Raw genomic sequence first — 24,339 nt, 5'->3', positions numbered from 1 at the left:
AAAATAGTTGTATATTTAAAAAATGGTGGAATTTGTTTAAAATTAAGAACATTTTTTGAAGAAAGGAGGAGGGGATGGCAAACGATATTTTAAAAGTGAGAGCCTTGAGGATTAATCTGTCAAGCGGAGAGATCTCTGATTTTGAGGTGGATGGCGAGCTTGTTAAGAAATATTTGGGTGGACGAGGTCTTGCAACAAAGATTCTAATGGATGAGATTGACCCTACTATTGACCCTTTGAGTGAGGAAAACAAGCTGATTTTTGCAAATGGCCTTTTGACAGGCACAGCTGTTCCAACAGGCGGCAGGTATATGGTTGTAACAAAGGGACCTTTAACAGGAACAATCGCCTCCAGTAATTCCGGTGGTTTTTTTGGTGCTGAGCTAAGAAAGGCAGGCTGGAGTTTGCTAATTGTAGAGGGAAAAGCAAAAAACCCTGTTTATATAGCAATAAACGACGATAAAGTAGAGATTAAAGATGCAGGGCATTTGTGGGGTAAAACGACAGACATTACAACCGATATGTTGCTTGAGGAGTTTGGTGATAAACGGGCAAGGGTGGCCTGCATAGGTCCAGCAGGTGAAAACCTTGTAAAGTTTGCAGCAATAATGAACGATAAATCAAGGGCGGCAGGCAGAACCGGTGTGGGAGCTGTTATGGGCAGCAAGAACCTAAAAGCCATCGTTGTAAGGGGCTCCCAGAGGATCAATGTTATGGATCAGGCAACATTTATGGATGCTGTAAAAGCCAAGGTTGATATAATAAGAAAAAATCCTATAACAGGTGAGGGCCTGCCAAAACTTGGAACAAAGGTGCTTGATAGTATCATAAACCAGAACGGGTTGTATCCAACAAGGAACTTTCAATCCGGCACATTTGAATATACAGAAGAGGTAAACGGGGAGGCATTGGTTGAAAAGGGTTATCTGATCAATAACACAGCCTGTTATGCATGTCCCATAGGATGCGGTAGAGAGGTTGTCTTGCCAAACGGCAGAAAGGGTGAAGGCCCTGAGTATGAATCTGGATGGGCTTTTGGTGCTGACTGCGGCGTAAAAGATTTGATAGCGATAACCGATGCTAATTTTATGTGTAACGAGCTTGGGCTTGATACGATTTCTGCCGGTACTACTTTGGCTGCGGCTATGGAGCTTTATGAGAAAGGTTATCTGCCAAAAGAGGATTTAGGCGGCGGTCCTGAGCTTGTTTTTGGAAGCAGTGAGTCATTGCTGTATTATCTTAAAAAGATAGCCTACCGCGAAGGCATAGGTGATAAATTAGCTGAGGGTTCTTATAGATTTTGTAGCTCATACGGCCATCCAGAGTTTTCTATGACCGTTAAAAAACAGGAGCTGCCAGCCTACGATCCAAGAGGAGTGCAGGGGCATGCGCTTGAGTATGCAACAAGCAACAGGGGCGGCTGCCATGTTAGGGGTTATATGATTTCACCAGAGATTTTAGGCGTCCCGGAAAAACTTGACCCACAAAGTCTTGAAAGCAAGGCAAACTGGGTAAAGGAATTTCAGGATTTGACGGCTGTTATAGATTCTGCAGGATTGTGTCTGTTTAGCTCGTTTGCTCTGGGTGCGGATGATTATACCGAGCTGATTAATGCTGGAACAGGTTTTAATTTAACAACAGATGAGGTATTAAAGATTGGGGAAAGAATATGGAATCTTGAGAGGTTGTTTAACTTTAAAGCCGGCATCGGGCCTGATGAGGATAGACTACCTGAAAGGTTTGAAAAAGAGCCTCTACCTGATGGCGCTCAAAAAGGATCGGTCAGCCATTATAAAGACATTTTGAAGGAATACTACAAACTCAGAGGCTGGAGCGAGGATGGTTATATACCAGAGGATAAACTAAAGGAGCTTGAAATAGCTTAAAATGGCCGTTTTTAATTTTTATACGCTTTTAAGGCTCGAATTTGGCTTAAAAACAATTGAGATAGATGTTGATGGTGTGAGTATCTATGAGGCTTTAAAGCTGTGTCAGCAACATACAGGTAAAAATTTTCTTCATAAACTCTTTGATAACTCACACTTAAAAACAGGCACCATTATTTTGATTAACGGTAAAAATATCATGCACCTTGAAAGAGAAAAAACAGTTGTGCATAAAGATGACAGGATTGACATATTTCCACCCGGAGGCGGGGGATAGACTTTGGATATACTTCAAAGAAGCAGGTTGTTTTTTAAAGAAGAGAAGCTAAAAACCATTGCAAACAGCAGTATTCTTGTAGCTGGCGTCGGGGCGTTGGGATGTGTTGTAGCTGAGATTCTTGTAAGGCTTTCTGTTGGTAGGCTTGTCATCGTTGACAGGGATGTGGTCAGCGCTTCCGATCTTGGGCGCCAGCTACTTTATAACTCAAATGACTTAGATAAACCCAAGGTTGAGGTTGCAAAAGAAAGGCTTTCTGTGATTGGAAGCAACACAGCTATAGAGCCGTATTTTTTAGATATAACAGCTGGCGGTATGGATGATCTATTAAAAAGTGTGGATGGTGTTGTTGATTGCCTTGATAATTTTGCCTCGCGGTTTTTTCTTGAAGACCTTTTGCCTGAAAAGACCTTTATGGTTCATGGTGGTATAAAATACAACTTTGGTCAGATTACTACGATTGTTAAAGACAAAACACAGGCTTTAGGTGATATCTATGCGGGAATTGAGGATAGCAGTAAGCCTATTGGTGTTGCGCCAACAGCTGTATTTGTCATTGGTGGATTAATGGCTGAGGAAACCCTGAATAATATATTTGGCAAACCTCATTTTTTAAATAAATTATTGATTGTTGATTTAGGTGATTTTAGCTGTTCGGTAATTAATCTGGAGTAGGATGTGGATGAGAAATTTAAACTAAAGGATGCCTTTTTAACCATTCCCGATTCTAAAAACATCAGGAAGGTTTATATTGAGCCAACAAATAGCTGCAATTTTAGCTGCAAAATGTGTTTTAAGAATACCTTTGTAGAAAAAGATGGATTTATGGATAACTCAACCTGGGAGAATCTCAAGCATTCTTTAAAAAAATTGCCCCATTTAAAAGAGGTTGCTTTAGCTGGCATTGGTGAACCGCTGTTGCATAAAGATATTAAGGGTATGATAACATTTTTAAAAAATGAGCTGGGCTGTTATTTAACCCTCTCATCAAACGGGTATCTGCTTGGCAGGTTTGTAGATTTTATTATCGATGCAGGAGTGGACAATATTGTTGTCTCGGTTGATAATACGCCTGTTGGGCATCTGCATAACTCTGTTGTTTACAAAACATTGAAAGCGCTTATTGAAAAAAGAAAAAAATTAAAAGCCGATAAACCGGCAGTTTCAATAGAGATAGTGTTAGATAAACAATCGATAAAGGATGCCGCAGATACGATTGAGAGTTTTTTAGAAATAGGCGTTAAAGATGTTATTGTTTCAAACATCCTGCCTGTTTTTGAGGCTTTATGCGATCAGACGCTTTATCCAGCAGATGAATCGATTCTAAAAGAGATTGTTGATGCGGTGCAGGCAAAGGCATCAGCAACTCTGCCCTATTTAAGTATTAAAACAGAAAGAAAGTGCAATTTCATAAGCAAAAACGCTACTGTTGTTAGATGGGATGGAGAGGTAGCCCCATGTTATAGATTCTTGCACACCTCAGTTGAATATGTGCTTGGCAGGAAAAAGCAGATCTATGCTCATTCCTTTGGTAATGTTAATGACAAAGAACTTATAGATATATGGAACAGCAGGGATTATAAGTGGTTTCGCTTTATAGTAGAGCATAGTCTTTACCCATCCTGCATCGATTGCAGCCTGAATTCATCATGCGATTTTGTTAAAGATACTGAAATCGATTGTTTTGGTTTATCGCCATCCTGCGGTGATTGCCTGTGGTCAAGAAACATTATAATCTGCCCTTAATGTTTTTTATGTTTTTCTAAATACTTTGAGTAATCTTATATTTTCGTTGACTCTTTTTATAGATTTGTTAAAATTAGATAACAAAACAATTTAATAGGAGAGGTGGGATATGAGAAAACTTTTTTTAAGTATGATTATTGTGTTGCTGTTTGGTTATTCTGCTTTAGCAGATGGTTTACAAACAGGATCCAGTAAGCCATTTATTCCCGCAGATAAGGTTGTTTTTGTAGATGATTTTTCAGATTGTCCTATAGGAGAGCCGCCGTCTAAATTTGATAAAGTGAGTGGTGCTGGCGAATGCGTTAAATATAGAAATATGATGTGGCTTGCTCCTTCTACAGATGGAGATTACAGGGTTTATAAAAAAATAGATTTAGGCAGAGATGAGTTTTCTATTGAGTTTGATTTTTTGGGTTATCAGGATCCTGGGGGAGCAGACTTTCTATTTAGGTTTTTGCAAAGCAAAGGAAATAGCTGGGATCAAGCAAGATTACCTTACGACCTACAAATACACGATGATTACAATGGGTATACATTCTGGCTTGAGAAGGTTGGTAAGATTGGAAGACTGGAAAAGTTTCACAAAAAGAAGGTTCATATAGCGATTCAGGTAAGGCGGCATCAATTAAGGATTTATGCAAATGGTAAAAGATTAACGGTTGTTCCTTTCAGTGTTAGCCAAAATGAACATGTAAGTGGTGTAGGGTTTATGTTTTATGATGATACGCGTAAATATGGCGAACTGTTAACGAATATCAGGATTGCTAAATACTCAAAGAAGGAAAAAAGGCCCCAGCCTGAAAAACTTGGTATAAAGATGGAGAAAACCTCTGAAGGAACAAAACTTACAATCCCTGAAAAAGTGTTATTTGATTTCAATCAATTTTTCTTAAAGCTTAAAGCAAAAGATGCTCTTCATGTAGTGGCTGAGATTTTGAAACAACAGCCTGATAAAAGGGTTTTGATTATTGGCTATACAGATAATGTTGGTAGTGATGCTTACAATCTAAAGCTTTCTCTTCAAAGAGCTCAGAGTGTGGCTGATTATTTGATATATGTTGAGGGTATAAACAAGGGCAGAATTAAGATAGAAGGGAAAGGCAAGGCAGACCCTATAGCAAACAATAATACAGAAGAAGGAAGAGCAAAAAACCGCAGGGTCGAGATAAAAATCTATTAAAAAATTATAATTCATAAACAAGTATATATCTTTGATAAAACAAGGTATGCAAAGGTAGTTTGTCTAATAGGAGTCTGTTGCTATTTAAAGAGGAAAATTTTTTCTGTAGCCCAGCACTTACTTTTTTTAATTGAGTTTATATATAAAATTGAGTATAATTATTGCAGAATTAGGCCTCAATAAATAGATTAAGATTTTCAAGTTAAGTAAGTGCTGGGGTTAAAAACTGTTCTTTTACAATGAAATATGGCTGTTTTTTCGTACAGCGGGTACAGCACTTACTTTAATTAAGAAACTCTTTTTTTGTAGAAAAGTATCATTTTCAAAATAATAGATTTTAGGGAAAATAAAGTCTGTTAATAGAAGTAAGTGCTGGATAAAGCACCTGTTGCACTATTCCCGCCTGTCTGACTATCATGAGTTCTACAAAGTTGTTCTCAAATTGATGGTCAGACTCCTGAAGGGAATTATCCGAGCCCCTACTTTTTTGTGCTTACTCAGAGGGAAAACAAAACTTAATTAGACTTAATTGAGTTTCATTTATGTTCTAATAGGTGTTTATTCAAGTAGGGGCTCGACAGACTCCTTTATCGAGCCTGACGCCAAGAACTCTTCAAAGACTTTCTTAAGTAGGCAATAGGGCTTGATGAGTTTTATTTATTCTTAGTAGGGGCTTGGTGAGTTCTTCAGAGAAAATTCTTAAACAAGGTATTAGGCATAATTGAGTTTAAATGAAATATTGAGATATATCCTCCACAAATAGACTTAAAACAAAATATTAAACTTATCAATTTAAGTAAGTGTTGGATTTCAATGGTTATTTATTTAACTGAGAATTCGAAGTAGCTATTCACTTTTTGATGAAATTTCAACTGAACAGTTGTGGATATAACTGTTATTTTTTATAAATTTAATTGACATTTATTAGTAATTTCTAATAATGTTTTTAAACAAATTTGGAGGGTGCTGTGGAGGTTTTGTTTGATTCTAATTCACATAAAAATGTGATGTTTTTTGATTTGACGAAAGGGGATATGATTCAGGCTAATCAGCATGTGATTATAGATAGTACTGAATCCATGATACTTGATCCAGGAGGCTCTAAGGTTTATTCCAAGCTGTTTTCTCATCTTGCCGATGTTACAAATCCTAACAAATTGAAATATATTTTTTTCTCTCATCAAGATCCGGATATTGTTTCATCGTCAAATTCCTGGTTTACTATAACTGAAGCCAATGCATTTTTATCTCAGCTATGGATACGTTTTATGCACCATTTCTGCATAGATGATTATGTAAAAAACAGGATAACACCTATTCCTGATGAGGGGATGACTATAAAATTGGGTGAAAGTGAGCTTTTGGTAATACCTGCTCATTTTTTGCACTCTGCAGGAAACTTTCAGGTTTATGACCCTATTTCAAAAATACTCTACAGCGGCGATTTAGGTGCTTCTTTTGGCAACGATTATGTTGTTGTTGAGGATTTTGATAAGCATATACCATACATTGAGGATTTTCATAAACGGTATATACCCTGCAGCGGTGTTATACAAAAATGGCTTGAGACAATAAAAAACCTCGATATTCAGATTATAGCCCCACAGCATGGTGCGGTTTATATAGGCAGTTCGGTTAAACGGTTTCTTGAATGGTTGAAGGTTTTGCGTTGCGGTGTTGAGATAATGTAAGCAAAAACTTGACAAATTCTTATAATTTCAGTATAAAGCTTTTTGCTTTTAGAATTTTGAGGTAAGGAGTGGGTTATGAAAACTTTTATGGCTAAATTTGAGCCAGAGAAAAGAAAGTGGTATCTCATAGATGCAAAAGGTAAGGTGCTTGGTAAAATAGCCACTCAGATTGCAAATATTTTGAGGGGTAAAAATAAACCCACATACACACCGCATATTGACGGTGGTGATTTTGTTGTTGTTGTTAACGCAAGGCATGTTAAGCTGACGGGTAAAAAGCTTCAGCAGAAGAAATACTACAGGCATAGCGGTTATATAGGTGGATTAAAGGAAATTCCAGCTGAAAAGATGTTAGAGGAACATCCTGAAAGGGTCATAATACATGCCGTAAAGGGTATGTTGCCAAAAAATAGGCTTGCAAACAGGTTGATTACTAAATTAAAGGTGTATGCAGAAGATGACTATCCGCATAAGGCTCAAAAACCGATAAAGATAGAGTTATAGAGGTGCTAAATGGAAAGATATTACGCAACGGGTAAAAGAAAGACATCTGTTGCCAGGGTGTGGGTATATTCTGGCGATGGTAAGATTACGGTAAACAAAAAGACGCTGGATGAGTATTTTGGTGGTCTTGAACAGGCAAAGCTAAAAATCTACTATCCACTCAATCTTGTTGGTTTAAATGGAAAGATTGATATCTATGCCACTGTTAGAGGCGGTGGCATAATGGCTCAGGCTGAGGCTTTGAGGCACGGCATCTCAAAGGCTCTGGTAGAGTACGATCCAAATTTGAGGTCAACCCTCAAGCCACTTGGACTGCTTTCAAGGGATGCAAGGGCAAAGGAGAGAAAGAAATACGGAAGGAAAAAGGCAAGAAAATCCTTCCAGTGGTCGAAGAGATAACACCCCCGCCCCACGCAAGTGGGGTTTTTCTTTTTAATTGTGAAATGATAAAAGCTGGTATTGTTGGAATAAGCGGATATACAGGCGTTGAGCTATTAAAATTATTGTTGCACCACAGGCAGGTTCAAGTAGCATATATTGCATCAAGAAGCCATGCAGACAAAAGAATTGACCAGCTGTATCCGTTTTTGAAGGGTTTTAGTAATCTTGTAATTGAGAAGATCGATATAGAAAAGATTAAAACGCTGGATGTTGTATTTTTAGCCCTGCCCCATACGGTGTCTGCAGGCATTGTAAAGGATATATTTCCCCATGTTAAAGTAGTTGACCTGAGTGCCGATTTCAGGCTTGATATAGATGTTTATGAAAAGTGGTATAAAGTAAGGCATCCTGCAAAAGAGCTAATAGATGAGGCTGTTTATGGTATATCTGAGCTAAACAGGGATAAAATAAAGCACTGCAGCTTGCTTGCAAATCCGGGATGTTATGCAACCAGTGTAATTTTGGCATTGGCACCGATTGCCGATTTAATAGATGACAGCGTGATTATTGATGCAAAAAGCGGTGTTAGTGGTGCAGGAAAGAGTCTGAAAGAGTCGATGCTGTTTTGTGAGGTGAATGAGAATTTCAAGGCCTATGCAGTTGGCTCTCACAGGCATGTTGCAGAGATAGAGCAACAGTTTGGACTTAATAATAGGGTTGTGTTTACTGCACATCTGTTGCCTATTCAAAGGGGAATTCTATCCACGATTTATGTGAATCTAAAAAGGGCTGTAGATATAAAAATATTTGATGAGTTTTATAAAAGTGAATTTTTTGTAAGGGTTGTTGATAATCCGCCTCAGATTGTCGATGTGAAGGGCACAAATTTTTGCAACATATATCCTGCTTTGATTGATGAGAAAAAATTAATTATTGTCAGTGTTATAGATAATCTTATAAAAGGTGCTGCTGGTCAGGCTATCCAGAATATGAATATTATGTTTGGATTAGATGAAAAAGAGGGGCTTTATCCTGCCCCATACTATCCTTAGAAAAGGTGAGGTATGAAATCAAAAGAAACTAAAGGTTCTATCTGTGTTGTTCCATCTATAAAAGCCGCAGGTGTTCATTGTGGTTTAAAAGAAAAAGGCAAAGATCTGGGGTTGATTTTTTCAGAAACACCCACAATATCTGCGGCGGTTTTTACTCAGAACGCCATTAAGGCAGCCCCTGTGATTTATGATATGCGACTGATGAAAAAAATACCCGATATCAGAGCCGTTATTGTAAATAGCGGCAATGCCAATGCGTGCAATAGTAACGGTTTTGATGCTATAGGCGATGTTGTAAATACCCTTAGTAAAAGGCTTAACATAGAAAAAGATCAGATTTTTGTTGCCTCAACAGGAATCATAGGTGAGGATTTGCCTTCTGAAAAGATTACAACGGCAATTGATGAGCTTGTTTATAGGTTGGGCAGCAATAGGTGTGATGATTTTTCTGAGGCAATACTGACTACAGATACATTTACAAAGCAAATGGCGTTGAACTGTAGTTTTTACGGCGAAGAGTTCAATATTGGTGGTGTGGCAAAGGGTGCTGGCATGATTCATCCCAATATGGCAACGATGCTTGCATTTATCACCACCGATATAAATATCAGCCACGATATGCTTGATAGGGCTTTGAGGGAGGCTGTAGATAAATCGTTTAACAGAATCAGTGTAGATGGCGATACATCCACAAACGACACGGTTTTTATTATGTCAACCTGTCAGGCAAAAAATGAAAAGATAACAACAGAAAATGAGATATACAGGTTTTTTGCAGATCAGCTCATCCATATCTGCACACATCTTGCAAAAATGATTGTTAAAGATGGTGAGGGTGCCACAAAAACAACAGAGGTTGTGGTTGTGGGTGCATTTTCTAAGAAAGACGCTCAGCTTGTTGCCCGAAGTGTAGCTAATTCCCTGCTTGTTAAGACGGCGATCTTTGGTGAGGATCCCAATTGGGGCAGGATTGTTGATGCTGTGGGTTATTCGAATGCCTATTTTAGCGTTGACAGGCTGAAGGTGTTTATAGGTGATGAGCTTGTTTATGCATACTCAAAAAAAGTCGATTTTGATAGAGAAAAACTTAAAAATTACATGAAAAACGACGAAATTCGCATACTTATAGACCTTGGATTGGGTGTTTGCACATATAATATGTGGTTTAGTGATTTAAGTTATGATTATGTAAAGATTAACGCCGAATACCACACCTAAAGGTCTTCTTTGGTTACCGGTTTATTATCTTCCGGTTCATGGTGCAGCATGGCAAAGATTGATTTTTCTTCAGATTCTTCTATTGGATAGTATTTGCCTGATGCGATAATCAAAATATCGCCTTTTGCATTTTTGATTATGCCTTTTGATGCACAGATGTAGTGTTTTTCTTTGATAAATTCAGCTTCCACAATCAACTGTTCATTCGGCAGAGCTGCTTTTTTGAACTTTATGTTGAGTTCTATGGTGTAATATAACCGCTTTGTTTTAACACTGCAAGCCCAGCCCATTGCCTCATCTATAATAGTTGAAAGAATACCCCCATGAATCCTATTTTTGAAACCGCAATATTCCTTTTTTAGCTTTAGATTAACAAATACGATTTTGCCGTCTGTCTTAAATGTTATATTCAGTCCAATGGGATTGTTTTTGCCGCATACAAAGCACTCTTTATAGCGTGGTAGGTTTCTCATTGCATAACCCCTTTTTGAAAAATTATATGAATTTTACGGTTATGCTCAAGTTTAAAAAAATTGAAAAAACTTTCTTTTTTAGTTAAACTTTATATATGAGAAAAATACAAAACATAAAATTAACTCAGCTACTAATGATTTTTTCTGTTATTGGGATTATTGTGGCTGCTTTAATTATGGCTGGATTGTGGATTTATTATGCAAAAACAAGCCTGAAAGATGATGCAGAAATAGCTGAGAAGCTTTTTGTTAAAGATAAAAAGGAACAACTTAAAACAGGTGTGATGAATGCTTTAAATTATATCGATTTAAAAAGAAAAGAGGCTTTGAAGCTTAAGGAAAAAGAGCTTGATATTACACTGCATGCAATAAAATCGGTTATAGATGTGAACTCTAAAGCCTCAGATGTAAATTTTAATGGCTTAATTGAGTATTTAAAAACTTTGAGTAAAAAGAGTGATGGATATTTTCTACTTAGAAAAAAAGATAATGTTTTTTTGATAAAAAATGGAGTCTTTAAAAAGATAAAATCTTATTTAGGGGGTATTTGTAAAACCGTTGATCTAAAACATTTTTCATCACAACTTTCTTATTGTATAGACAGAAGCCAATTTAAAAAACAGCTTGAGGTAGATATTTTAAAAAAACTGGCTTTATATAAAGCTGTAAAATATAAAAATAGCTATTTTTTTGCTGCAAAGCTTTTAAATATCAACGGCGGAGGCTGCTTTGCAAAGGTTTTATTGAACCCCAACAAGCCATCGTTGGTTGGAAGATGTATATCAGACAATATTACCGACAGCAGGGGGTTTTATTATAGAAAGGCGTTTTTAAAAGACTTAAAACTGCATAAAGAGTCCTTTGTTGAATATACATATAAGATTCCATCGAAAAATGTGGAAGGCTTAAAGTTGTCCTATATAGTTTTGTATAAGCCGTTTAACTGGATCGTTGGAAGTGGCATATATATTAAAGATTTAAAGAGCGAATTTAGAACGCTTGCCTTTTTGAAGTTCAAAAAAAGACTGAAATCAAGAATTACAGTTATTGTTTTAGCTATTTTCATTTTAGTTGCTGTGTTGATACTGATCCATCTTGTGCTTTATTTGATATTGAAAAAAGACACGGCTGTTGTGGAGGATTTTTTTAACAGCTATCCAGACAAAAAAAGGATAGATTTATCCAGGCTGAAGGTGTCAGATTTAAAGCTAATAGCTGATAGAATCAATGATATGTCGGATAAAGTTGAGCGATACTCCAAAGAAACAAAGAGATTGTTTGAGCGTTATTTTAGCCTTGTGTCTAATTTTCCAGATTGTGTGGTTATCTTCAGGCGAATTGATTCAGGTGTATTTATTATTGAGGATGCAAATAGGTGTGTAATTAGTTGCCTGAATATTAAAAGAGATGATGTTGTAGGAAAAAATGCCTTTGATGTGTTTGGGTTTATGGGTCATCTTGATAAGAAATTTGAAGAGGCGTTTGAGATAGATGGTGTTTTAAGCTTTGTTGACTGTTTGACTTTCAACAATCAAGATAAATATTTCTTTGTAGTTTTTTACAGAAAAGATAATGAGATTGTTGCCATTGCAAAAGAGATTACCGATAGCGTGGAGCTATTTAGAAAAAGACAGCGAGAGCTTGAAAGATTTAAAAGTTTTATGGAAAGCGTTAATGTGGGTGTGATTGCTATTGATAAAGCGTTGAATGTTGTGTATGCAAACGGGGTATCGCGTAAATTGTTAGAGATTAAGGAATTCAGTTTAGAAACTATAACAGACATTGTTGGGCATAAGAATATCAAAATTATAAAGAATGCCGTAAAGGGTGTTCAAAATGGTAAAAAGTGTATTGATTGCACAACAAGTATTATAACAAAGGGCAATAAAAATAAGTGGTTGTTTGTTTCTGTGTCTGAGATTGAGCTGTATTCTGAAAAACTGTTTGTTGTTTCGCTGTATGATATAACGAAAAGATATGAAAAAGAGAAGGAGACGGAGTATTTAAGTTTTCATGATTCATTAACATCACTGTATAACAGGCGCTATTTTACTGAGGAATTGAGGCGGTTGTTTAATAGGAGAAACTATCCTTTATCGCTTGTTGTGTGTGATATAAACGGTCTTAAAATTATCAACGATAATTTGGGCCATACTGCGGGTGATAAGGCTATTAAATCTATTGCCAGCATCCTCAAGAATCAAGCACGAGCTAACGATATTGTTGCAAGAATCGGTGGTGATGAGTTTGCCGTTATTATGCCCAATACCGATAAAGAAGGCGTTGAGGCTTTTTTGAGTAGAATTAAAAAAGAGGTTGATAAATTTAATACGGGCAGTGAATTTTTTCTTTCTGTATCGCTTGGAATGGCTGTGCAATACGGTGATATTGAAAATACAGATGAGTTTTTTAAGATTGCTGATGACAATATGTATAGAAATAAATATTCTGTAGATAGAGAAAAGACGCTTTTGAGGATTTTGCGCTCCGTTAGGGGTAATGATATCGGCACTGATAATCAAATAAAGGGTTTGAGGTAGCTATGTTTAAAAGAGTTGTTGCATGGATTGTCCTTTTTTTTCTTGTTAGTGGAAATTTGTATGCAAAATGCCCATTTAAAAATTTCACAGCCAACTACAAGTTTGAATTTAGTGGTTTGAAGGTGGGCGAGGGAAAGCTTACTGCTTATTGTGATAACAACAGCTATGTTGTTCACTTTAAAGCACAAACATCAAAATTTATCAGTATCTTTTATAAGCTGAAGGTTGATATTGAAGATGCTGTTGATGTTAAAAGCTTGAAGGATATTTATTACAGGGCTAAGTTTAGAGGCTCATCAAATAAGGATGTTTATGTAAAATTTGATAATGCAACAACGGCTGATGTTTACTATAAGAAAAAGCACCTTAAGCATTATGTTTTAAGTTCAAAAAACGGCGTTTATTCACCTTTGAGCGTTTATTTGTTTTTTGTTGAACACCCCTTTGAGTTTTCAAAAACATATTTTAAAGATGTTGTTATTTCAAAGCACCTTTATCGTGTGGAGATTCTTCCCTTAAAAGAAACTATCGTCAATATCGATATGCTGAAAAGAAAAAAAGGCAAAAGAGAGGCTATTGAGGCTGAGCTAACCTTCTACAAGCTTGACAAAGGTAGATTTGAAAAGAAAAAAGATGTTAAAAAAATGATTGTATTTGTCAGTAAAAATCAACCAAAAATCCCACTGCTTAGCAGGATGTGGCATATAATAGGAGTTTTTGGTTTAAGGCTTACAAAACTTTCAATCCAATAGCTGCAATTTTTTTTCTAAATTGATATACTCTTTTTTAGATTATTTTGGAGGTTTGAAAGATGGCGTTTGTGCATTTGCATAACCACTCAGAATACAGCCTGCTTGATGGTGCAAGCAAGATTAAAAATATGGTTGAAAAAGCTAAAAATAGTGGCATGGAGGCTTTAGCTTTAACGGATCACGGCAATATGTTTGGTGCACTTGAGTTTTATAAAACGGCAACTGCGGCGGGCATAAAGCCGATTCTGGGGTTCGAAGGCTACATAGCCCCCAAAGACCTGCACGATAAATCTACAAAAGGCAACTTTCACATAACACTGCTTGCCAAAAACAACAAGGGATACGAAAACTTAATGTATCTTTGCAGCATGGGATTTTTGGAGGGATTTTACTACAAACCCCGTATTGATAAAAAGCTTCTAAAGGAGCATGCAGAAGGCGTAATTGCAGGCAGCGCCTGTTTGCATGGTGAGATTCAGCAAAGACTCCTTGATGGCGACTATGAAGGTGCAAAGAAGGCGGTTTATGAATATAAGGAGATCTTTGGTAAAGAGAATTTCTTTATGGAAATTATGAGACATGGGCTTGAGGATCAGCAAAAGATCGATGCCCAGATTATTAAACTTGCCTTAGAAACCGACACACTGCTTGTTGCCACAAACGATTGTCATTATTTAAACAAAGAGGATGCCTCAGCTCAGGATGCCCTTCTGTGTGTTCAAACAAACAAGCTTATCGACGATAAAGACAGAATGAGGATGGGCTCAGAGGAGTTTTACTTTAAAACGGAAGAGGAGATGGTTGAGGTTTTTAAAGATAATCCTGAGTTTGTGTATAACTCAAAGTTTATAGCCGATATGTGCAATGTTGAGCTTGAGCTTGGAAAACTTGCCCCACCGCATTATAAAACGCCGGATAACACAACTGAGGAGGAGTATTTAAGATCGCTTGCCTGGGAGGGTCTTGAGAAAAAAATATCCAACTTTGATGAAAAAAGAAAAGATATTTACAGAAACAGGCTTGAGCATGAGCTAAAGATCATTGAACAGATGGGCTTTTCTGGCTATTTTTTAATAGTCTGGGATTTTGTGAATTATGCAAAGAAAAACGGTATCCCTGTTGGACCTGGCAGAGGCTCTGCAGCTGGCAGCCTTGTGTCCTATTCAATAGGAATCACAGACATTGACCCGATTAGATACAATCTGCTTTTTGAGCGATTTTTGAATCCAGAAAGGGTAACGATGCCCGATATCGATGTGGATTTTTGTGCAAACAGACGCGATGAGGTAATCCATTATGTGAGGGAAAAATACGGCAAATACAATGTAGCTCAGGTTATCACATTTGGAACAATGGGTGCAAAGGCAGTTGTGCGTGATGTTGCAAGGGTTTTGGGTTTCCCATACAAGGAAGCAGATAGAATTGCAAAGATGATTCCAGCAGGCCCAAAGGTTACACTTGAAGATGCCATTAACTCCAATCCACAGCTTAAGGCTGAAATTAAAAAAGACGAAAAGGTAAAAAAGTTATTTGATATATCAAAAACGCTGGAGGGTGTAAAAAGGCACGCTTCAATCCATGCAGCAGGTGTTGTTATCTCCACCCAGCCCATATTTAAAAGCTGTCCTCTGTATAAAGCCCCCGGTGAGGATACGATAGCCGTTCAGTTTTCGAAGGATTATCTTGAGGATATTGGTTTGATAAAGTTTGACTTTCTTGGGCTTAAAAATCTCACGATTATTGATGAAACGGTTAGATTTATAGGTGATGGTTTTGATATCTCTAAGATTCCACTTGATGATAAAAAAACCTACGAACTTTTGCAAAGTGGCAATACACTTGGCGTGTTTCAGCTTGAATCATCAGGCATGCAACGATTGATTGTTGACTTAAAACCCACCACATTTGAAGACTTAATAGCCCTTGTTGCTTTATATAGACCTGGCCCTTTGGGTAGCGGAATGGTGCAGGATTTTATCGACAGAAAGCATGGCAAAAAACCAATCGAATATCCACTGCCGCAGCTTGAAGAGATTCTAAAAGACACATACGGCATTATTCTATATCAAGAGCAGGTCATGCAGATAGCAAGCAAACTTGCAGGGTACACGCTTGGTGAGGCAGATATTTTGCGCAGGGCGATGGGCAAGAAAAAACCAGAGATTATGCAGCAACAAAAAAGCATATTTGTTGAAAGGGCAGAGCAAAACGGTATAGATAGGCAGAAGGCAGAGTATATATTCGACCTGATAGCAAAATTTGCAGAATACGGGTTTAACAAATCTCATTCAGCAGCTTATGCCTACATTGCCTACCAGACGGCATACCTGAAGGCTCACTATCCTGAATATTTTATGAGTGCCTTGCTCACAAGCGAAAAAAACAATACAGACAATATTGCCAAATATATAGAAGAGTGTAACAGAATGAAAATTACCGTTCTTCCGCCCGATATCAACGATTCCTACCACGATTTTGCAGTGGCTACAAAAGATGGAAAAGCTGTTATAAGGTTTGGCTTTAGTGCTATAAAGAATGTGGGTGATGCTGCTATAGAAAACATTATTGCCACAAGAAAAGAGAAAAAATTTGAATCGATTTACGATTTTTTAAAGCGTGTGGATACAAGAAAGGTAAACAAAAAGGTTATAGAGAGTTTAATAAAAAGCGGATGTTTCGATTCATTGCATTCAAACAGAGCAAGTCTTTTAGCAAGTCTGGATGATCTGCTTGAGTGGTCTGCATCCTCCCATAAAAAGGCCACAAAAAAGATGTCTTCGTTATTTGGCAAAAAGCAGGAGGAGGAAAGCCATCCTAGACTTATAGAGGTGGCGCAGGTATCGGAAGACCAGATTCTTGAGTATGAAAAGGAGCTTTTGGGTTTCTTTATTAGTGCTAATCCTATCGCTAAATATGAAGGTTTTATCGAGGCTGTTATTAATGCAACAAGTGAGGATTATGGAGATAAGTATGATCAGGATCTTGTGATGGCAGGCATTGCGGTGGATATTAGAAAGATGAAGACAAAAAGAAAAGAAACAATGGCGTTTGTAAAGTTTATAGATATGAAAGGCACATTTGAGGCGACCGTGTTTCCAAAGCTTTATGAGACAAAAAAGGATTTGCTTGAAAAAAACGAGCTGTTGATTGTTTTTGGTAGTCTTGATCCCACAAGTGAAAAGCCCAACCTGATTGTTAAAGATATTATATCCAAAGATGAATTTGACTCAAAGGTTAGTAAGCTAAAGGTGTTTTTATCGTTGGAGGATAAAAGCCATTTTGAAACATTAGGAAAGGTCTTTGAAAGAAATAGCGGCAATAAGTCGCTTGTAATATACTACAAAGAAAACGATCAGATTTATGAAATTCAAAGCATGCTAAAGATCTCCATCACAAAACCGCTACTTGATGCGCTGAAGAAATTTAATATACCGTATAAATTAGATGTAAAAGGAGATGCCGCATGAAAATATTAATTACAGGAACTGCAGGATTTATAGGTTTTCACCTTGCAAACAGGCTTGCAAAAGAGGGTTTTGATGTTGTTGGCCTTGATAATATAAACGATTATTACGATGTTGGTTTAAAGTTTGGCAGGCTTGAGTTTGCAGGTATAGAACAAAACAGGGTTGCCTATGGAGAGCTTGTTGATTCAATAAAGTTTAACAACTACAGGTTTATGAAACTGGATTTAAAGGATAAGGTTGCAATAGATAGGCTGTTTAAAGAGGAGAGGTTTGATTGTGTATGCCATCTTGCAGCTCAGGCTGGCGTAAGGTATTCTTTAAAGAATCCCTATTCCTATATCGATAGCAATATTTACGGTTTTTTGAATATTCTTGAAGCATGCAGAAATTTTGAAGTGGAAAATTTATGCTTTGCAAGCTCATCCAGTGTATATGGGTTGAACAAAAAACAACCATTCAGCGAATCGGATAATGTGGATCATCCAATTAGCCTGTATGCTGCCACGAAAAAATCAAACGAACTTATGGCGCATACCTATAGCTATCTATACGGTTTAAAAACAACTGGTTTGAGGTTTTTTACCGTTTATGGACCTTGGGGCAGGCCGGATATGGCTTTGTTTAAGTTTGTTAAAAATATACTTGAGGATAAACCTATTGAGGTTTACAACTACGGCAAGATGAAAAGGGACTTTACCTATATCGACGACATAATTGAGGGTGTTGTGAGGGTAATTAAAAAACCCGCCCAGCCAAATGATGAATGGAGCCCCTTACATCCAGACCCTGCAAGCTCTAAAGTAGCCTATAGGATTTATAATATCGGCAACAATTCTCCCGTTGACTTAATGGAGTTTATTGAGATTATAGAAAGGCTTTTGAGTAAAAAAGCAAAAAAACAACTCCTGCCGATGCAGCCTGGTGATGTTGAGTCTACTTTTGCCGACTCATCGGCTCTTGTTGAAGAGTTAGGCTACAGGCCACACACGCCCCCAGAGGTGGGTATAAAAGAGTTTATCGACTGGTATCGCAGTTATTACAGAGTTTAGCTTAAGTTAATTAATTTTTAATTGACAATTGATATGAACACGATTATAATTTAAGTGTGATGGAGTTGGTAAGTTTTTAAAAATTTTTTAGGAGGTGTTTATGAGAAAGGTTTTATCTTCTTTGATGGCAGTTGTGTTCTTCATCGCTGCATTTGCCCTTGTTTCTGAGGCTAAGGTGACATTTGTTACCATCGGAACAGGTGGTGTTACAGGCGTTTACTATCCTGCCGGTGGTGCTATCTCAAAGATGGTTAACGCCAAATTTAAACAGTATCACATCAAAATGACGGTTGAATCAACAGGTGGTTCTGTTTACAACATCAATGCAGTTCTAAGTGGAGATTTAGATTTTGGAATCTGTCAGTCCGACAGGCAGTATGAGGCCTGGTATGGATTGGCTGAGTGGAAAAACAAAGGACCACAGAAGAATCTAAGAAGCGTATTTTCACTGCATCCTGAGTCTATAACACTTGTTGCATCCGTTGATAGTGGCATTAAAAGTGTTTACGATCTAAAAGGCAAAAGGGTTAATCTTGGAAACCCAGGCTCTGGTCAGCTTCAAAACTCAAAAGATATCCTTAAGGCTTTTGGAATTAAACTAAGCGATATCCATCCAGAGTATGTAAAGGCTGTTGAGGCTCCTGGTCTGCTTCAGGATGGTAGAATTGATGCATTCTTCTATACAGTTGGACATCCAAACGGCAATATCAAAGAGGCTACCAGTGGCAGGATTAAAGTAAGGATTATTCCTATTGCAGGTAAACCTGTAGAGAAACTACTCAAAGAGCATCCATACTATGCAAAAGCTGAGATTCCTGTAAAGAAATTCTATCCAATGGCTGCAAATAAGCAGGATGTTGTATGGACTGTGGGTGTTAAGGCAACAGTTGTTACAAGCGCAAAAGAGCCTGCTAATGTTGTATATGCCATAACAAAAGAGGTTTTTGAGAATTTAGACACATTTAAAAAGCTGCATCCTGCATTTGAGGTTCTTACAAAGAAGAATATGCTTGAGGGTCTGACAGCACCCATACATCCAGGGGCATTGAAGTATTACAAAGAAAGCGGTTTAATTAAGTATATTCCAAAAAAACTCATTCAGCAGTAAAAAACCTTAAAAAAAGGTATTTTAAAGGGGTGGCTAATCCACCCCTTATTTTTTTGCTTTAAGGGGTGAGGCTATGGATGAGACTAAAAAGAAAAAAATAGAGGAGCTCTTAAAAGAGGATACAGGAAATGTCAGGGATCTAAGACCAAAAGAAGAGCTGCTTGTAATGATTATTGGCGTCAGCTGGGCGATTTTTCAGTTGTTGATTGCCAGCGTCTGGACGCTTGATTCAACCTTTGCTCGCTCAATCCATCTTGCATTTGCCATGGCAATGATTTTTCTTTCTGTGCCTTTTTTCAAAAAAAGAAGCATTAAATTTTTACCCTGGCTTTCACAGAGAGAGGGTATTCCCTTAATAGATTACATACTTGCCGCTATAGGTGTTGCAGCTGCATTGTATATTACAGTTGCCTGGACAGGTATTTCAATGAGGATGGGCTCACCAAGTCTTACAGATAAGATCTTTGGCATTCTACTGGTGATTATGGTTTTCGAGGCAACAAGAAGGGCTATAGGTCCAGCGTTACCGATGGTAGGTTTGCTTTTTACGCTATATGGATTTTTTGGTCCTTACTTGCCTGATATTCTGGCTTATAAAGGTGTTACGCTTGATAAGTATGTCAGTCAGCTTTCGCTATCAACAGAGGGTATTTTTGGTATTCCTTTAAGGGTTTCTACAACAATAGTTTATCTGTTTGTTTTATTGGGTGCCATGCTTGATAAAGCCGGTGCGGGAAAGTTTTTTATCGATCTGGCTTTTGCAGGTCTTGGTAGGTATAAAGGAGGACCGGCAAAGAGTGCCGTTGTAGCAAGCGGACTGACTGGTCTTGTATCTGGATCGTCTGTTGCAAATGTTGTTACAACAGGAACTTTTACAATTCCGTTGATGAAAAAAACAGGTTATCCAGCAACAAAAGCAGGGGCGACAGAGGTTGCGGCAAGTATTAACGGTCAGCTTATGCCTCCAATTATGGGTGCAGCGGCGTTCATTATTGCTGAGTATGTCAATGTTCCATATATAGCGGTTGTTAAAGCTGCATTTATTCCTGCGCTTGTTGCTTACATAACACTGTTTTTTGTTTCCCACTTTGAGGCAAGTAAACTGGGGTTAAAGGGTTTGCCAAAGGAGCAGCTACCGAATGCAAAAGAGGTTTTGAAAAACGGTTTTCACTATTTGATACCTATAGGTTGGCTTGTTATCGAGCTTATGGTGTTAAGGCACTCGCCGGCAATGAGTGCGTTTAGAACCATAATATTATTGATTTTTACCATTCTGTATCAGGAATTAAGGAAAATCAAGCAAGAGGGTAGGACGCTTAAAGATGCGTTGTTTAGTTCTTTAAAGATTACAGCTGATGCATTTGTATCCGGTTCTCGCAATATGGTTATTGTTGCTTTAGCATGTGCTTCGGCCGGTGTTGTTGTGGGTCTTGTTGCAACAGGTATAGGTAGTATGATAACAGAGCTTGTCGATACAATGGCACATGGTAATATCTATCTATTGCTTATAATCACGGCTATGGCAAGTCTTCTTCTTGGAATGGGACTTCCCACAACGGCAAATTACATCGTTATGGCTTCATTGACGGCACCAGTTATTGTTACAATCGCTCAAAATTACGGTTTCTTTGTTCCTTTGATGGCAGCTCACCTGTTCTGTTTCTATTTTGGAATTATAGCAGATGATACGCCGCCTGTGGGCCTTGCTGCTTATGCTGCAGCGGCTTTAGCTGATGCTGATCCAATTCCAACTGCTGTGCAGGGATTTATTTATGACATGAGAACAGCCATTTTGCCTTTTATGTTTGTGTTTAATCCCGATATTATTCTCTATCATATCACAAGCTGGCCAAAGATTATTATGATTTTTGCCATGACCTTAATGGGTTCTTTGGCATTTGCAAGTGCTCTTCAGGGGTGGCTTATTACGCGTAATAAGTGGTATGAGATACCGTTTTTGTTGCTTGCATCCTGGATTTTATTCTACCCCGGAGGAATACTGCATACGCTGCATCTTGAAGAGGGCTTGAAGTATTACATGTATCTGCTTGGGCTTTTAGTTTTTGGACTTGTATATCTCTCTCAAAAGCTAAGGATAAAACCGCAGCAGATGGCCACAGCTTAAACACTAAAAGGGGCAAAAAGCCCCTTGACTTTTTTATTTTTTTAGTATATTGTCGACAATAGACAATGGAAAGGCTAAAAAAGACGCTTAAGGATTTTGTTATAGAACATATCTATCAGAAGCTTATGAGAAATGAATTAACAGGTGGCGATAGGCTAAACGAAAACAGTATAGCAAATGAGCTTGCAATAAGCAGGGCACCTGTCAGAGAAGCCCTAAAAGAGTTGGCTGCTTTAGGAATAGTTGAATATAAACCCAGAAAGGGCTGTTTTGTTAAAACATTCTCAAAAGACGATATCTTAGGGGTTTATGAGACGCGGGGTTTGCTTGAAGGCTATGCTGCACGATGTATTGCGGATATTTTGACAGATAAAGATTTTGAATTGCTTGAAAAGATGGTGAATGAGATGGAGTCTATGGCCTTGGAAAAAAAGGAGATTGAGGTTGTTGAATTGGGTGATAGGTTTCACGATTTTTTGCTTTCTTTTTCAAACGAGTATATCAAAAGATATGCAAGACAGTTGAGTTTAAAATCTCATTTGATGTTTAGGCGTTTCTGGGTAAAGCTATACACTCCAGAAGAGATCAAACACAGGCACCTTATTATAGTTGAGACAATAAAGAAAAAACAACAGATTGAACAGATAATAAGAGAGCACTATCTTGAGACGGCAAATAAAATTTTAGGTTATTTGTAGGAGGTTTTTTATGATCTGCAGGAGTATAAACTCCAACATTATCAATCTGCCTGTATCTGCCACCCTGGGCATCAATGAAAAGAGCAACAGGATGATAAAAGAAGGGAGAATGGTTTATAAGCTTGGCTTGGGGCAATCACCATTTCCGGTACCTGAACCTGTTGTTAGAGCCCTAAAAGAGAACGCACACCAAAAGGATTATCTACCTGTAAAGGGGCTTGAAAGGCTCAGAGAGACGATAGCTGAGTATTATAAAAAAAGTCAGGGTGTTGAGTTTGATGTTGAAAATATCATTATAGGTCCTGGTTCAAAAGAGCTGATGTTTATTCTCCAGCTTGTTTTTTATGGGGAGCTGCTATTGCCTTCGCCAAGCTGGGTTTCATACGATCCGCAGGCAAGGATTTTGGGCAGAAGTGTGGGCTGGCTTAAAACCACATTTGAAGATAAATGGCTTCTGCAGCCTGATGTTCTGGATGATTATTGCAATAGATTCCCCAAGATTCCGCGCGTGATTATTCTAAATTATCCAAACAACCCTACAGGTTTAACCTACCCTGTTGAGTTGCTAAAAGAGCTTGCAGATGTGGCGCGCAGACATAATATCGTAATAATTTCTGACGAAATCTACGGTGAATTAGATCATGACGGTGATCACATCTCAATAGCTAAGTTTTATCCAGAGGGTACAATCATTAGTAGCGGTTTGAGTAAGTGGTGTGGTGCAGGCGGCTGGCGATTAGGGACTTTTGCAATACCAGAAGGTTTATCATGGCTTGCTGATAAGATGGCTGCAGTTGCAAGTGAAACATTTACCTCTGTATCTGCACCGATTCAGTATGCAGCAATAAGGGCTTTTGAGTTTGATGATGAGATACAGGATTATCTTAAGAATGCAAGAAGGGTTTTGGGTGCGATTTCTGATTACATCTATTCAAGCTTTAAAAATACAGGCATAGAGGTTCATAAAGCAGAAGGTGCGTTTTACTATTTTGTTAACTTTGAAAACTTTAGAAACGGTTTTGAGAAAAAAGGCATCGAAAGTGGAAGGGATTTTTGCAATAAGTTGCTTGAAAAAACCGGTGTTGCTGTTTTGCCTGGTGAGGATTTTGGTAGAGACAAAAGCGAGATTTCAATAAGGCTTGCCTATGTAGATTTTGATGGAGAGTTAGCCTTAAATCAGGCTTCAAAGATAGAGGGTGAGCTGAATGAAGATTTTGTTAGAAAATTTTGCAAAAATACCTTTGATGCTATACAAAAAATTTGCAGCTTTGTAGAAGAAAATGCTTAGAATGCTGTTTTAATAGGGTTTTTAAAAAATTCAAAATCTAACATTTCCCCCTTGACAAATCCCCCAAAGTGTATTATATTCTCATTCCGTCGCTGGATGCGACATGATCTTTTAAAAGTCAGTATGGAAAGATAAAGCCCTGAAAAAGAAACAGAGTTTTAGCTAAGAAGGATATATATATCTTTCATAGTTTTAACATGAGAGTTTGATCCTGGCTCAGAACGAACGCTGGCGGCGTGCCTAACACATGCAAGTCGTGGGAGAAACTCTCCTTCGGGAGAGGAGTAAACCGGCGCACGGGTGAGTAACACGTGGGTAACCTGCCCTGAAGTCTGGGATAACCCACCGAAAGGTGGGCTAATACCGGATAGTTCCCTGCCTCACAAGAGGCAGGGGGAAAGGGGGCCTCTGCTTGCAAGCTCTCGCTTCAGGATGGGCCCGCGGCCTATCAGGTAGTTGGTGGGGTAAAAGCCTACCAAGCCTACGACGGGTAGCTGGTCTGAGAGGATGGTCAGCCACACTGGCACTGAGACACGGGCCAGACTCCTACGGGAGGCAGCAGTGGGGAATATTGGGCAATGGGCGAAAGCCTGACCCAGCGACGCCGCGTGGAGGATGAAGGCCTTCGGGTCGTAAACTCCTGTCAGAGGGGAAGAAGTCATAGAGGGCTAATACCCCTTTATGCTTGACGGTACCCTCAGAGGAAGCACCGGCTAACTACGTGCCAGCAGCCGCGGTAATACGTAGGGTGCGAGCGTTGTTCGGAATCACTGGGCGTAAAGCGTGCGTAGGCGGCCCTGTAAGTCCAATGTGAAAGCCTTGGGCTCAACCCAAGAATTGCATTGGATACTGCAGGGCTCAGAGTGCGGGAGAGGCAAGCGGAATTCCCGGTGGAGGGGTGAAA

Annotated in this window: 19 protein-coding genes and 1 rRNA gene; 19 read left to right on the top strand and 1 reads right to left on the bottom strand. The window is 38.3% G+C overall.

Going from position 1 to position 24,339, the window contains the following annotated elements:
* Positions 1 to 74: 74 nt before the first annotated feature.
* The 10 genes from EK17_RS07770 to argJ all read left to right on the top strand — a co-directional run bounded on the left by EK17_RS07770 (position 75) and on the right by argJ (position 9,935).
* The gene (locus EK17_RS07770) at positions 75 to 1,886 is read left to right on the top strand and encodes an aldehyde ferredoxin oxidoreductase family protein (protein ID WP_035589419.1); all 1,812 of its coding nucleotides are present in this window, start codon (positions 75 to 77) and stop codon (positions 1,884 to 1,886) included.
* Position 1,887: 1 nt separating this feature from the next.
* Entirely contained in the window at positions 1,888 to 2,163 is a 276-nt protein-coding gene (locus EK17_RS07765; RefSeq protein WP_035589417.1) for a MoaD/ThiS family protein, read from the top strand.
* Positions 2,164 to 2,166: 3 nt separating this feature from the next.
* Positions 2,167 to 2,838: a HesA/MoeB/ThiF family protein gene (locus tag EK17_RS07760; protein WP_051904520.1), complete on the top strand. Its 672-nt coding sequence runs from the start codon at positions 2,167 to 2,169 to the stop codon at positions 2,836 to 2,838.
* 3 nt (positions 2,839 to 2,841) lie between these two features.
* Positions 2,842 to 3,909, top strand: a complete 1,068-nt coding sequence (locus EK17_RS07755; RefSeq protein ID WP_035589415.1) for a tungsten cofactor oxidoreductase radical SAM maturase — start codon at positions 2,842 to 2,844, stop codon at positions 3,907 to 3,909.
* A gap of 109 nt (positions 3,910 to 4,018) precedes the next feature.
* Entirely contained in the window at positions 4,019 to 5,089 is a 1,071-nt protein-coding gene (locus EK17_RS09505) for an OmpA family protein (protein WP_051904519.1), read from the top strand.
* A 968-nt stretch (positions 5,090 to 6,057) separates the two neighbouring features.
* Positions 6,058 to 6,780 carry an oxygen-binding di-iron domain-containing protein gene (locus tag EK17_RS07745; RefSeq protein ID WP_035589413.1) on the top strand — a complete coding sequence of 241 codons (723 nt, stop codon included), beginning with the start codon at positions 6,058 to 6,060 and terminating at the stop codon, positions 6,778 to 6,780.
* A 75-nt stretch (positions 6,781 to 6,855) separates the two neighbouring features.
* Positions 6,856 to 7,284, top strand: coding sequence for a 50S ribosomal protein L13 (rplM, locus tag EK17_RS07740; protein WP_035589411.1), 429 nt, complete (start codon positions 6,856 to 6,858; stop codon positions 7,282 to 7,284).
* A gap of 9 nt (positions 7,285 to 7,293) precedes the next feature.
* Positions 7,294 to 7,683 (top strand): 30S ribosomal protein S9, encoded by a 390-nt coding sequence (gene rpsI, locus EK17_RS07735; protein WP_035589406.1) that lies wholly within the window; start codon positions 7,294 to 7,296, stop codon positions 7,681 to 7,683.
* 44 nt (positions 7,684 to 7,727) lie between these two features.
* Entirely contained in the window at positions 7,728 to 8,717 is a 990-nt protein-coding gene (gene argC, locus EK17_RS07730) for an N-acetyl-gamma-glutamyl-phosphate reductase (RefSeq protein WP_035589516.1), read from the top strand.
* A gap of 12 nt (positions 8,718 to 8,729) precedes the next feature.
* Positions 8,730 to 9,935 (top strand): bifunctional glutamate N-acetyltransferase/amino-acid acetyltransferase ArgJ, encoded by a 1,206-nt coding sequence (gene argJ, locus EK17_RS07725; RefSeq protein WP_051904518.1) that lies wholly within the window; start codon positions 8,730 to 8,732, stop codon positions 9,933 to 9,935.
* On the opposite strand, the gene EK17_RS09140 is transcribed toward argJ, so the two are convergent.
* Positions 9,932 to 10,408, bottom strand: coding sequence for a PaaI family thioesterase (locus EK17_RS09140; protein WP_051904517.1), 477 nt, complete (start codon positions 10,406 to 10,408; stop codon positions 9,932 to 9,934). The genes argJ and EK17_RS09140 overlap by 4 nt on opposite strands.
* A 95-nt stretch (positions 10,409 to 10,503) precedes the next feature.
* On the opposite strand from EK17_RS09140, the gene EK17_RS07715 reads away from it, so the two are divergent.
* The 9 genes from EK17_RS07715 to EK17_RS07675 all read left to right on the top strand — a co-directional run.
* The gene (locus tag EK17_RS07715; protein WP_084675124.1) at positions 10,504 to 12,948 is read left to right on the top strand and encodes a diguanylate cyclase; all 2,445 of its coding nucleotides are present in this window, start codon (positions 10,504 to 10,506) and stop codon (positions 12,946 to 12,948) included.
* A gap of 2 nt (positions 12,949 to 12,950) precedes the next feature.
* Positions 12,951 to 13,700: a DUF3108 domain-containing protein gene (locus EK17_RS07710; protein WP_035589395.1), complete on the top strand. Its 750-nt coding sequence runs from the start codon at positions 12,951 to 12,953 to the stop codon at positions 13,698 to 13,700.
* 59 nt (positions 13,701 to 13,759) lie between these two features.
* Complete coding sequence (gene dnaE / locus EK17_RS07705; RefSeq protein ID WP_035589393.1) at positions 13,760 to 17,167, top strand: DNA polymerase III subunit alpha; 3,408 nt, start codon at positions 13,760 to 13,762, stop codon at positions 17,165 to 17,167.
* The gene (locus EK17_RS07700; protein WP_035589391.1) at positions 17,164 to 18,216 is read left to right on the top strand and encodes an NAD-dependent epimerase; all 1,053 of its coding nucleotides are present in this window, start codon (positions 17,164 to 17,166) and stop codon (positions 18,214 to 18,216) included. The genes dnaE and EK17_RS07700 overlap by 4 nt, the downstream gene beginning before the upstream one ends.
* A 100-nt stretch (positions 18,217 to 18,316) precedes the next feature.
* Positions 18,317 to 19,324 carry a TAXI family TRAP transporter solute-binding subunit gene (locus tag EK17_RS07695; RefSeq protein WP_035589389.1) on the top strand — a complete coding sequence of 336 codons (1,008 nt, stop codon included), beginning with the start codon at positions 18,317 to 18,319 and terminating at the stop codon, positions 19,322 to 19,324.
* A 73-nt stretch (positions 19,325 to 19,397) separates the two neighbouring features.
* Positions 19,398 to 21,449: a TRAP transporter permease gene (locus EK17_RS07690; RefSeq protein ID WP_035589385.1), complete on the top strand. Its 2,052-nt coding sequence runs from the start codon at positions 19,398 to 19,400 to the stop codon at positions 21,447 to 21,449.
* 65 nt (positions 21,450 to 21,514) lie between these two features.
* Complete coding sequence (locus EK17_RS09135; RefSeq protein WP_051904516.1) at positions 21,515 to 22,147, top strand: GntR family transcriptional regulator; 633 nt, start codon at positions 21,515 to 21,517, stop codon at positions 22,145 to 22,147.
* Positions 22,148 to 22,157: 10 nt separating this feature from the next.
* A complete protein-coding gene (locus EK17_RS07680; protein WP_035589383.1) occupies positions 22,158 to 23,435 on the top strand; it encodes a pyridoxal phosphate-dependent aminotransferase in 1,278 nt (425 codons plus the stop codon).
* A gap of 193 nt (positions 23,436 to 23,628) precedes the next feature.
* A 16S ribosomal RNA gene (locus EK17_RS07675) occupies positions 23,629 to 24,339 on the top strand; the annotation flags it as partial.

This window comes from Hippea jasoniae, assembly GCF_000744435.1.
Lineage (GTDB): Bacteria > Campylobacterota_A > Desulfurellia > Desulfurellales > Hippeaceae > Hippea > Hippea jasoniae.
This window is presented reverse-complemented; position numbering and strand designations above follow the sequence as displayed.

Bases quoted from the DNA above. Each gene is read 5' to 3' on its own strand.
- EK17_RS07770 (WP_035589419.1), top strand. From the start codon at position 75: ATGGCAAACGATATTTTAAAAGTGAGAGCCTTGAGGATTAATCTGTCA.
- EK17_RS07765 (WP_035589417.1), top strand. From the start codon at position 1,888: ATGGCCGTTTTTAATTTTTATACGCTTTTAAGGCTCGAATTTGGCTTA.
- EK17_RS09505 (WP_051904519.1), top strand. From the start codon at position 4,019: ATGAGAAAACTTTTTTTAAGTATGATTATTGTGTTGCTGTTTGGTTAT.
- rplM (WP_035589411.1), top strand. From the start codon at position 6,856: ATGAAAACTTTTATGGCTAAATTTGAGCCAGAGAAAAGAAAGTGGTAT.
- rpsI (WP_035589406.1), top strand. From the start codon at position 7,294: ATGGAAAGATATTACGCAACGGGTAAAAGAAAGACATCTGTTGCCAGG.
- argC (WP_035589516.1), top strand. From the start codon at position 7,728: ATGATAAAAGCTGGTATTGTTGGAATAAGCGGATATACAGGCGTTGAG.
- argJ (WP_051904518.1), top strand. From the start codon at position 8,730: ATGAAATCAAAAGAAACTAAAGGTTCTATCTGTGTTGTTCCATCTATA.
- EK17_RS09140 (WP_051904517.1), bottom strand. From the start codon at position 10,408: ATGAGAAACCTACCACGCTATAAAGAGTGCTTTGTATGCGGCAAAAAC.
- EK17_RS07715 (WP_084675124.1), top strand. From the start codon at position 10,504: ATGAGAAAAATACAAAACATAAAATTAACTCAGCTACTAATGATTTTT.
- EK17_RS07710 (WP_035589395.1), top strand. From the start codon at position 12,951: ATGTTTAAAAGAGTTGTTGCATGGATTGTCCTTTTTTTTCTTGTTAGT.
- dnaE (WP_035589393.1), top strand. From the start codon at position 13,760: ATGGCGTTTGTGCATTTGCATAACCACTCAGAATACAGCCTGCTTGAT.
- EK17_RS07700 (WP_035589391.1), top strand. From the start codon at position 17,164: ATGAAAATATTAATTACAGGAACTGCAGGATTTATAGGTTTTCACCTT.
- EK17_RS07695 (WP_035589389.1), top strand. From the start codon at position 18,317: ATGAGAAAGGTTTTATCTTCTTTGATGGCAGTTGTGTTCTTCATCGCT.
- EK17_RS07690 (WP_035589385.1), top strand. From the start codon at position 19,398: ATGGATGAGACTAAAAAGAAAAAAATAGAGGAGCTCTTAAAAGAGGAT.
- EK17_RS09135 (WP_051904516.1), top strand. From the start codon at position 21,515: ATGGAAAGGCTAAAAAAGACGCTTAAGGATTTTGTTATAGAACATATC.
- EK17_RS07680 (WP_035589383.1), top strand. From the start codon at position 22,158: ATGATCTGCAGGAGTATAAACTCCAACATTATCAATCTGCCTGTATCT.